General features: G+C 47.9%; 7 protein-coding genes. 5 read left to right on the top strand and 2 right to left on the bottom strand.

The features are described from left to right. The first annotated feature begins 5 nt into the window (after positions 1-5). Genes UNH61_RS16190 through UNH61_RS16180 form a run of 3 tightly spaced genes read left to right on the top strand, consistent with a single transcriptional unit; the run spans position 6 to position 3,756 of the window. Positions 6-1,427 (top strand): RagB/SusD family nutrient uptake outer membrane protein, encoded by a 1,422-nt coding sequence (locus UNH61_RS16190; RefSeq protein WP_326993009.1) that lies wholly within the window; start codon positions 6-8, stop codon positions 1,425-1,427. Positions 1,428-1,447: 20 nt separating this feature from the next. Further along, complete coding sequence (locus UNH61_RS16185) at positions 1,448-2,533, top strand: TlpA disulfide reductase family protein (protein ID WP_326993008.1); 1,086 nt, start codon at positions 1,448-1,450, stop codon at positions 2,531-2,533. 17 nt (positions 2,534-2,550) lie between these two features. Continuing rightward, on the top strand, positions 2,551-3,756 hold the full coding sequence (locus UNH61_RS16180) for a TlpA disulfide reductase family protein (RefSeq protein ID WP_326993007.1): 1,206 nt from the start codon (positions 2,551-2,553) through the stop codon (positions 3,754-3,756). Positions 3,757-3,845: 89 nt separating this feature from the next. On the opposite strand, the gene UNH61_RS16175 is transcribed toward UNH61_RS16180, so the two are convergent. Next, positions 3,846-6,206, bottom strand: a complete 2,361-nt coding sequence (locus UNH61_RS16175) for an ABC transporter permease (RefSeq protein WP_326993006.1) — start codon at positions 6,204-6,206, stop codon at positions 3,846-3,848. 446 nt (positions 6,207-6,652) lie between these two features. Beyond that, the gene (locus UNH61_RS16170; protein WP_326993005.1) at positions 6,653-8,125 is read right to left on the bottom strand and encodes an RICIN domain-containing protein; all 1,473 of its coding nucleotides are present in this window, start codon (positions 8,123-8,125) and stop codon (positions 6,653-6,655) included. A gap of 288 nt (positions 8,126-8,413) precedes the next feature. On the opposite strand from UNH61_RS16170, the gene UNH61_RS16165 reads away from it, so the two are divergent. Further along, on the top strand, positions 8,414-9,109 hold the full coding sequence (locus UNH61_RS16165) for a response regulator transcription factor (RefSeq protein ID WP_326993004.1): 696 nt from the start codon (positions 8,414-8,416) through the stop codon (positions 9,107-9,109). Further along, the gene (locus UNH61_RS16160) at positions 9,093-10,412 is read left to right on the top strand and encodes a HAMP domain-containing sensor histidine kinase (protein ID WP_326993003.1); all 1,320 of its coding nucleotides are present in this window, start codon (positions 9,093-9,095) and stop codon (positions 10,410-10,412) included. The genes UNH61_RS16165 and UNH61_RS16160 overlap by 17 nt, the downstream gene beginning before the upstream one ends. Positions 10,413-10,534 lie beyond the last annotated feature (122 nt).

The raw sequence follows: 10,534 nt of genomic DNA, 5'->3' as shown, positions 1-10,534 counted from the left end.
TAATCATGAAAAAGATTGTTTATATACTTCTTGGAACCGCAGTGATCACGGCTGCTGCATGCCGGAATGAGCTGGGAAAATTACCGGAAAATGCAAAGGTGGATGGCAATACCATCCTCGATCAGCGGACTTCCGAAATAGCGCTCAACGGCGTATACTACCAGTTTGCAAACGTCACCTCAGATAACACCACCCGCTGGTTTGAACATGAAGTACCTCCTGGTATGTTCGCAGGCTTCCTGGGATATGGATATGGTTCGGACAGAGCAGAGCAGAACGACTATGCCAATTCTTCCTTCGCCAATATCTACTGGACAAATACCTACCAGATCATTAATGCTGCCAATGGGGTTATTAAAGGAGTAAATGATTTGGAAGACAAAGGCTTCAGCGGCAACCGCAAAAAACAGATCCTGGCCGAAGCCCGCTTTCTGAGGGCATATGCGCATTTTAAACTGTTGAGTTTTTTCGGACAATGGTTTGATCTGAACAGCCAATACGGCGCATTGCTTCGCGATCAGTTCATCACCGTAGGAGATGTGCCCAAAGCCCGCAGCTCGGTAAAAGACAGCTACGACTTCATCCTGTCTGACCTGGATGCTGCCGTTGCCGACGGGCCGGATACCAATCCCGTTTGGTTCGCTACCCGCTGGGCCGCTATGGCACTGAAAATGCGGGTGCTGATGAGTCACGGTCAGCCGGACGATTACGCCAAAGTTACTGCCCTGGCAGATGCCATCATCAACAGCGGAAAATATACGCTGGAAACCCGCACGCAGGATATATTCTATCTCAAAGGACTGAATAGCCAGGAAGTGATCCTGGGTATCAGGCCTCAGCAAAACCAGGAGAATTACTATTATTGCCTGAGCCACCAGTACTGGCCCGGCGCCTCTTCCCTGTATGTAGCAAAAACAGCCTTGAAAGATCTGTTGAAGAACGATCCGCGGAGTACCTGGATGGTAGGCGATTCCAATAAAAACGCTGCAGGAACTTACTACTTCCTGAAATACATCAAACAGGGAAGCAGCCCTTCCGTTACCTCCGAAACAGCCTATGCTTTCCGCCTTACCGAAGTATATCTGCTGAAAGCAGAAGCGCTGGTAAAAGGAACCGGCGATTTACAGGGAGCCCGGGATATCCTGAAGATGGTAATGGGACATGGAGGCGTGACCGATTTCAGTGCTGTAGATAATGCCGCCGGCACTACGCAGGTATTGAAGCAGATTTACCTGGAAACCGCCAGAAATCTGGTAGGAGAGGATGGCCAGGAGTGGATGGCCCTGCTGAGGCAGTCACCTGCAACCATCCTGGAGCTGCGGCCAACATTAAACGACAAGATCAGGTACATCCTGCCCGTGCCGAAAAGCGAGTTCGTTTTCAATCCGCTTTTCGGTGATCAGAATCCTGGTTATCAGAAGAATTAGTACACGCTTAAATCCGTTATATGAAATCCATTATTGCAACATCGTTTACCCTCGCCCTGGCCGCGATGGCCTGCCATCAGCCGGAAACGCCTAAAGCTACGCTGATAGGGGAAATAAAAGGCCTGAAAGATTCCATGATATACATTTTCCGGCCCATAGCCGATTCCGGTAAAACGGACACTGTACCGGTGAAAGACGGAAAATTCACCTGGACGGGCCAGCTGCCGGAACCTCAGCAGATTACAATAGGCACCGCTGAACGATACATGCAGGTATTCCTGGAAAACAAGGAAGTACATCTGCAGGGCAATATCGATTCGCTGGACCGGCTCCGGATTACCGGTTCGCCCACACAGGATGCGTACGAAGCATACAGTAAGTCACTTGCTGATATCAGCGCCCAGGAAGATACCCTGTACCAGCATTACAATGATGTGAAAGACGATGATCCGGCGAAAGCCGCTATGGAAGCGAAGATAGAGTCACTGCGGGAACAGCGGCATCAGCGGGGTAATGCCTACATCGCAGCGCATCCCGAAAGCCCGGTAAGCGTGAACCTCATCGCTGAGCGGGCTGTATTGGGCGAATATGCGCCGCTGGACAGCCTGTACCGCCTGCTCGCACCGGCGGCACAACAGTCTGAAACCGGTCAGCGTGTCAGGCGCCGCCTCGATGTGCTGAAACGCAGTGCCATAGGGCAACCCATGATTGATTTTTCCCAGACCGACATCAATGGGAAAACAGTGCGCCTGTCTGATTTTAAAGGGAAATATGTACTGCTGGATTTCTGGGCCAGCTGGTGCGGTCCCTGTCGCGCTGAGAATCCCAACGTACTGAAAGCCTACAACCGCTTTAAAGACAAAAACTTCACCGTTGTGGGTGTGTCGCTGGACGATAAGGCCGATAAATGGAAAGAAGCCGTTGCTAAAGATGCCATGCCCTGGATACAGTTGTCGGATCTGAAAGGTTTCCGCAATGAAGTGGCGCAGCAATATGGCATACAGGCCATCCCGTTTTCTTTCCTGATAGACCCGCAGGGAACTATTATCGCTAAAGAGCTGCGGGGCGCAGCATTGCATAGCAAACTCGAAGAAATATTAAAGTAACAACAAAAAATATCATTATGAAATACTACGTTCTTGCGTTTCCGTTAGCACTGCTTACGCTGCCGGGAATAGCCCAGGAGAAAAAGAGTTTTACACTTTCGGGAGATATCAAAGGCCTGCCCGACCACTACATCTATCTCTCTTACGCCACAGGTGCCGATAGCTACAAAACTGACAGCACAACATCGCAACACGGGAAATTTACCTTTACGGGTGAACTCACGCAGCCTGTGACGGGACGTATCTATACTGATCCGCAAAAAGCCATGTACGGAGAAGGAGACTGGGGCTCCTTTTTCATGGAACCAGCCACTATGCAGCTGACATCTGCTACCGGCCGGCTAAAAGATGCAAAGCTGAGCGGATCGGCGGTACAACAGGAGCAGGATGAACTGGACAGGCTCAGGGCGCCGGTACAAAAGAAACTGAAACCACTGTCTGATGCATTCAATAAATTGAATAAGGAATACATCGCAGGTATGCGGGCAAAGAAAACAGATGCAGCGTTAAATCCTCTGAAGGTTAAACTGGATAAGCTCAAGGAACAAATGGAGCCTTACTACGATGAGATGGAAAAAGTCGATAAAGCGTTTATCGATCAACATCCGGATTCCTATGTTTCCGCTGAGCTACTTCGCTACCGCGTGAGTGGCATGCCTCTTCAGGAAGGAGAAGCCTGCTATCATCGCATGTCCGAAAAACTACAACAAAGCATGAATGGTAAAGACATAAAGAAAACCCTGGACGCCCTTCGTGCAGGCTCTCCCGGTAGTCTGGCCCATGAATTCACTAAAACCGATATCAACGGCCAAACACTTCATCTCGCTGATTTCAAGGGGAAATACGTACTGCTGGATTTCTGGGCCAGCTGGTGTGGCCCCTGCCGGAAAGGCAATCCCCATCTGAAAGCATTGTACAGCAAATACCAGTCGAAAGGGCTCGAGATCATTGGTGTATCAGACGACGACTCTAACCACGACGCCTGGAAAAAAGCCGTGAACCAGGATGGTATCGGCATCTGGAAACATGTGCTGCGTGGCCTCGATTGGAGCAAACGGCAAAAGAATCTTCCTAACCCCGAAGACATCAGCGACTATTACGGCATTCATTCGCTGCCCACCAAGATACTCATCGATCCGCAGGGCATAATCATTGGCCGCTACGGCGGAGGAGGAGAGAATGATGAGGCAATGGATAAGAAAATGAGAGAAACCTTTGAATGAATGAAGAATTAAGCAACAGCGCGAAGGCCTAAGCGGATATAATAACAATAACTATATCCGCTTAGGCCTTCGCGCTGTTGCTTAATTCTTCATTCTCGCAAACTCTTTACCGGCAATCTATTCGCAGCTTTCACTACTTCAAAGCTTAGGGTAAGGATTGCAATCACTAACGAGAGCATACCTGATATTGCAAAGACGGTCCAACTGATGTTTGTATGATAGGCAAAGTTTTTCAGCCATATGCTCATTACCCACCCGGCAATAGGGATAGCTAGTACCACCGCAATAATTACCAGTTTCAGGTAGTGGAACGTCAGCAATTTTACGATATCCGTAATGGAAGCCCCCAGTATCTTGCGTACCCCAATTTCTTTCATGCGGCTTTCCGCCATATGTGCCGATAGTCCGAGTAGTCCCAGGCAGGAGATCAATATTGCGAGGAATGCAAACAACCCGGCGAGGGCCTTGGTACGCTGTTCCGCACTGAATTTGGCAGCGTACTGTTCGTCGATAAACCTATAGTCAAATGGATAGGCCGGGTTATATTTTTGAAAAATCGCCGCCGTTTTTTTAAGGTTTTCTGCGGTGGATGCGCTGTTGTTGAATTTAATGTGCATGGTGCCGAACCAGCTTGCAGGCCCTTGTATCACTACAGGAGGTATCTTATTATAAGGGGAGCCTATGACATAGTCTTTTACCACACCGGCTACCCGCCAGCTGCGGCCCTGGGAAGGTTCTGTAATGAGTTGCCCTACCGGATCTTTGAATCCCATCGTTTTTACTGCTGTTTCATTCAGCAGCACGGAGAGGCTGTCGCCCGGGTATTGCTCAATATTGATATCCCGGCCTGCGATCAGTTGCAATCCGGCGGTTTTTACCAGGTTGGCATCGGAACTGAATAATGCGATCGTTTCATCAAAATCTGCTGGTTTGCCTTGCCACGACAAAGCCCAGGTGTTGCTGCCACGTTCTGTTACAGGCGCCATCGTTTTAGTGATCGCAGTGGCAATGCCTTCATTGAGTAGTTCCTTTTTTATGAGCGCATAATTTTTTTCAATGTCGCCGTTGAAATTCACATATATAAGATTGTTGCCGGCGTACCCGGTTATCCGGTGTTGTGTATAGTTGATCTGGTTTTTGATAATAATGGTAGATATGATCAAAACCGTGGCAAATGTGAATTGGATCGTTACCAGCGTTTTGCGCGGAGAAAACGCTGACCCTTGTTGCTGGAATGTACCTTTCAGGATGCCCGCAGGCCGGAAGGCAGACAGGTAGAATGCCGGATAGGCGCCGGAAAGCAGGGCAGTGAGTGATATAAAACCTGCTGCACTGATCCAGAATACCGGGGTATCATAAGGAATCGTGAGATCGGCATTTACCAGTGTATTAAAGTAGGGAAGTGTTACCTGTACGATCAGCAATGCAATACCTCCTGCGATCATGGTTGATAAGATCGCCTCCGTCATGAATTGAATGATCAGCCAGCTTCTCCTGGCGCCTGCAACTTTTCTTATACCTACTTCCCGGGCGCGTTTCTCACTGTGCGCGGTGCTGAGGTTCACAAAGTTAATGCACGCCACCAGCAGAATCAGGGCTGCAATGATCCCGAAAAGTTTCACTGTTTCAATACGCCCGCCTGTTGGCTGTCCGTTTTCAAAGGAGGTATAAAGATGCCATTGCTTCAGCGGAAAAGCAAAATGTGTCCAGATATCCGGGCGGCCGGTATATACACGCGCTATATCCTTCACTTTGGCGTTGAATGCCTGAACATTGGAATGAGGTTTTAGCAATACGAATGTGGAGATGTTATTGGTCATCCATCCGTCAGTTGCACCTTCCAGCTTTTCCAGGTACTTCCAGGGCAGAAGATACTGGAAGTCGAAACGCGTGTTGGCCGGCAGGTCTTTAAGAATGCCGGTAACGGTAAAGAATGCTTCGTTATTAACGCGCACCAGTTTATTCAATGCCTCTTCATTCCCAAACAGCTGCTTCGCCAGTTTTTCTGTGATAATTATGGAATGCAGATCTTTAAAAAGCTCTTTCCCTTTTAGTACCGGGAAATCAAAAAGCTCAAGAAAGGCAGGATCTGCAAAATTACCTTTAATACCTGTGAAGCGGTTATTCCCGGCAGTAAGCAGGAAATTGCCAATGTTTGCTATCCTCGCGGCTCCCTCTACTTCCGGAAAATCTTTTTTTAACGCCGGGGCCAGCGCCTGCTCTGTAAGGGTAATAACGGAAAGACGCTGATCTACCGTCGTAAGTCCATACATTTCATATAGCCGGTCGCTATGGCGATGGAACCTGTCGAAGCTGATCTCATGTGTTATCCATAACAATATAAAAATAGCTCCGGCCATACCAATTGCAAGTCCGGAGATATTGATTAAAGAGAAACCTTTGGAACGTAAGAGATTGCGCCAGGCCGATTTTAGATAGTTGCTGAGCATAAGCTTACAGTTATTGCTGAATAACAAAACTGCTTTTCAATGGGTATGCCCAATTTTATTCTTTTTATTTTCAGGTAATTCGATATTTATTTCTGACTTATGTGTTCGGTAGCGCACAACAGGTGTTCGCAATCAGCTGTTGGCGTCATCTCCCAACTGTTAGCTGTTAGCGCTTAGCATTCATGATCAGTACAAGCCACTGTACTCCCCCGTACGGTAAGACTATACGCCCAGATCATAAAAAAACTAATCGCTAACAGCCTTTAGCTTTCGTGATCAGCACAAACTTTCTGTACCCCCGTACATTAAGATTATTCATGCCGGTCACTAAAAACTAATTGCTAAGTGCTTTCACTTTTGTGGTCAGCACAAACTTTCTGTACCCCCGTACATTAAGATTATTCGTTCTGATCACTAAAAGTGAATAGCTAAAGACTAACAGCTGACTAGAGTTTCACGATCTGCCACTGCTGGTTCCTGTTGCCGCTCCAGTACCACTGGATCAGCCCTGCTCCATTAGCGGTAGATGCTCCGTTCACATCTAATGATTGTCCACTATTCACATTTATAATCTGGAAGTATCCAAAGCCCATGTCTACGATTCTCCATTGCTGGTTAGCACCACCCCAATAATCCCACTGAATGATACTGGCGCCTGCGGTGGTGGAGATACCGTTTACGTCCAGCGCTTTTCCGCTGTTGACGTTGGTGATGGCAAACACACCGTTGCCCAGGCTGGTGAATTTCCATTGCTGGTTAGTACCGCCCCAGTAATCCCACTGATCAATGCTGCCGCCATTAGCAGTGGATGAATTGTATACATCCAGCGCTTTATTGCTGTTGCGGCATATAATCTTATAATTGGCATTGGGATCGAAGCTGCCGTATGGCTGCGTAATGCTGCCTACGCCCCAGGCGAACTGCAGGCGCGATAAGCCGGAAGCATTGTTGGTGATAAGGCTGGTGCCACTCAGCGTGAGCAGGCTATAACCATCGCCGTTCCGCAGGCCGGGCCAGTAAACACAACCCATGCCAAGCGATTGAATACGATTGGTCATGCCCTGGAAATAGGTAATTTCTCCATCTGTTCCCGCTGCACCCAGGTAGTTTTTACCATTGGTCATCGGGATACCAAATTCGGTAACAATGGTTCTACCCGGATAACTAAGGCGGGATAACGAAGCTTCCCAATCACCGGAGGTATTGTTGTTCGGCTCAAACCAGGTATAGTCGTGGAACGACAACAGGCAGTTCGGGAAACGGCTGTCGGCGCCCACATCATTTACATCAGAGGAATAGCCGGCGCCATCCAGTATGATCCGGTTCCGGGGAACAGAAGGATAGTTATTGAGCCAGGTACCATACAGGTTGTTCAGGTCGGCCACGCTGTATCCATGAGGTTCATTGAATACCTCGAAGTAGACATTAGGATTGCTGCCATATTTGTTGACGATGGTCTGCCACATATTCCAGAATCCTGTATAATTGTTTACCAGTCCGTTTTTGGGGCTGGCTGCTTCCCAGTAGCAGAGAATCACCGTCATACCGCCTCCCAGCGCAGTATCTATGGCGCCGGTATAGCTGCCCCACCACGATTGAAGCACAGAGGGGATGTTCACGGGCAGGCGGATCGTGTTGGCATTTCTTTGCTGGAAACCGCTGATGATGTTCGCTGCCTTTGCCTGGGTAGTGGCGTAGGTGTCGTTGGAATCGAGGCCGCTGGGTACTACTGCGCCGTTCTGGAAGTTATCGCCGGGATCAGCCCAGTTTAATCCCCTGAAGCCGGAGGTACCTGACAGTGTTGAAGGGGCGGCATTGAGCGCAGCCTTCCCGTTGGAGAGCTTTTCGATCGCCACGGGAGTTTTGGTACATGCAGCAAACAACGCAATGAGTGGAAGATAAAATAGTAATCTTTTCATAGTGAAATTTTTAAAGGTAAACGTGGTTCTAAAAAATAAAAGCAATCATTGTTCACGGGGTATCCAGGTTTGGGCTTTCCAATATTTGTAATTGTATCTTAACACAGAATACCTGGATCTTAACCGCAAGATAAACGTCGGCTTCCGCTGACCCGGGGGGATAAATCGTTAAAAAGAGGGGGTAAATTCATCGTTTTGGGAGGGATTCATGGCTTCCGGACGCCGAAAAGCCCTGAACTTCAAATTTTCTATAAATTTACAGGGCACTTTGCATGCAGGTATGTTTTTATGAAAGTATTGATAGTAGAAGATAATAAGGAGCTGGCCAGCGGTATATCCGATTACCTGAATGGTGAGAAGTATATCTGCGAACTGGCGTATAATTTTGAAACGGCCAGGGAAAAGCTTTCCCTGTTTACGTACGACTGCATTCTGCTCGACATTATGCTGCCTGACGGGAACGGACTGGAATTGCTGAAATTCATCCGGAAAGAGAACATCACCAGTGGTATCCTCATCATTTCTGCGAAAGATGCGCTGGACGACAAAGTGAATGGACTGGAAGGAGGAGCAGACGATTATGTTACCAAGCCCTTCCATTTGCCCGAACTGCATGCCCGCCTGAGAGCTGTTTACAGACGTAAAAAGCTGGAAGGCAATAACTTAGTGGTGTTTAATGAAATTGAACTTAATACTGATACGGTAGAGGCCACTGTGAATCATGTGGTACTGGATGTAACCCGTAAGGAATTCGATCTGTTGTTGTACTTTGTGGTTAATAAGAACCGTGTACTTTCAAGGCAGTCGATCGCTGCCCACCTCTGGGGGGATTATACCGATAACCTGGCTAATTTTGACTTCGTTTACCAGCATGTAAAAAACCTGAGGAAGAAGATCAGTGCAGCAGATGGGGTTGATTATATAGAAACGGTGTATGGCTTAGGCTATAAGTTTAATACTTCAAGACATGAAACTACTCAATAAGGTCACACTATGGTTTATGGGGATTGTATTTCTGATCACTCCGGTCACTATGCTCATCTCCCGTAACAATATAAAAAAGCATCTGGACGAAGCCGAGATAGCAAGGATGACTGCCGTGAACGACCGGGTGGCAGCCCAGCTGAAGGCAGGAGAGCAGCCCGACCGCTACACCCATGGCAGGCCGATTGAGATCAGCCAGGTACCGGGACCTATGCCCGCCGAAAAAGTTACTGCTGTCACTAATAACCACGTGGCAGAAGACCTCGACGAAAAAGAGTGCCGCATCACCGTTAGCTCCTGGTATGAAATAAACGCGCAGGTATATAAGATATCTTCCTATAATTATGTGATTAAGTCAGACGGCATTTTCAGGGGAATGCTAAGCGCCGTGGTATGGAAGATGTTGCTCATGGTACTGGCAGTAGCAGTGACGGCGAGGTTATTATCGAAGAAGATTTTCTATCCGCTTCACTGCATCAGGAAAGCGCTCTACAACTTCGACCTGAAACAGAAAGAACCGCTGAAGCTCCCGGAAACCAGTACTACAGAATTCAAGGAGCTGAACAGGTTCCTCACCAAGATGACCGATAAAGCCATGGAAGATTATGCAGCCGTCAAGGAATTCAGTGAAAATGCTTCTCATGAACTGCAAACTCCGCTGGCGGTGATCCGCAGTAAAATAGAGTTGTTGTCGGAAACCAATATTGATGGCGTGCAGGCAGCCCTCATCGGCGATATGCAAAACGCTATTGAGAAATTATCACATATCAACCGTTCGCTGATCCTGCTCACCAAACTGGAAAACCAGGAATTCAAGGCAACTGAAAGCATCAAATTTTGCCGGGTTACCAAGGATGTGATTGCCACTTATGAAGACTGGATTGCGATGCGGGAAATCAAGCTCAGTACTAATCTGGATAAGAATATTCCGCTCAGCATTCATCCGGCGCTGGCGGAAATGCTGATCAGTAACCTGATGAGCAATGCTATCCGGCACAACCACGAAGGTGGCCAGATCAGGGTATTGCTCACTTCAAAAGAATTCAGGATCAGCAACACCGGGTTGCCGCCACAGGTGCCTACGTGCGAGTTGTTCCATCGCTTCAGGAAAAGTAACCAGAGCGCCGATAGTATAGGTCTGGGCCTGGCGATCGTAAAACAGATCTGTGAAGTGAACGGGTATGATATAGAATATACCTATACTGGCGGCTGGCATCATCTGCAAATTAGTTTTTACAAAAAAGATACACAAGCGGTAAATGACCGCCAGGCAGCGATGGTAGCGGAGTCCGATACCCTGTAGGTTAACATCTCCCGTAAAAATTCCCTTATCTCCACTTCCTTCAAGTTTGCTTCAAAATGATAGAGTCATTTTGCTGTTGAATGATTCATCAGGATCATTTCAACCGTAAAAAATCTATCTAT

Origin of the sequence: Chitinophaga sp. 180180018-3 (genome assembly GCF_037893185.1) — a bacterium.
Lineage (GTDB): Bacteria > Bacteroidota > Bacteroidia > Chitinophagales > Chitinophagaceae > Chitinophaga.
The sequence above is the reverse complement of the archived record's forward strand: the minus strand, read 5'-3'. Positions and strand labels throughout refer to the sequence as shown.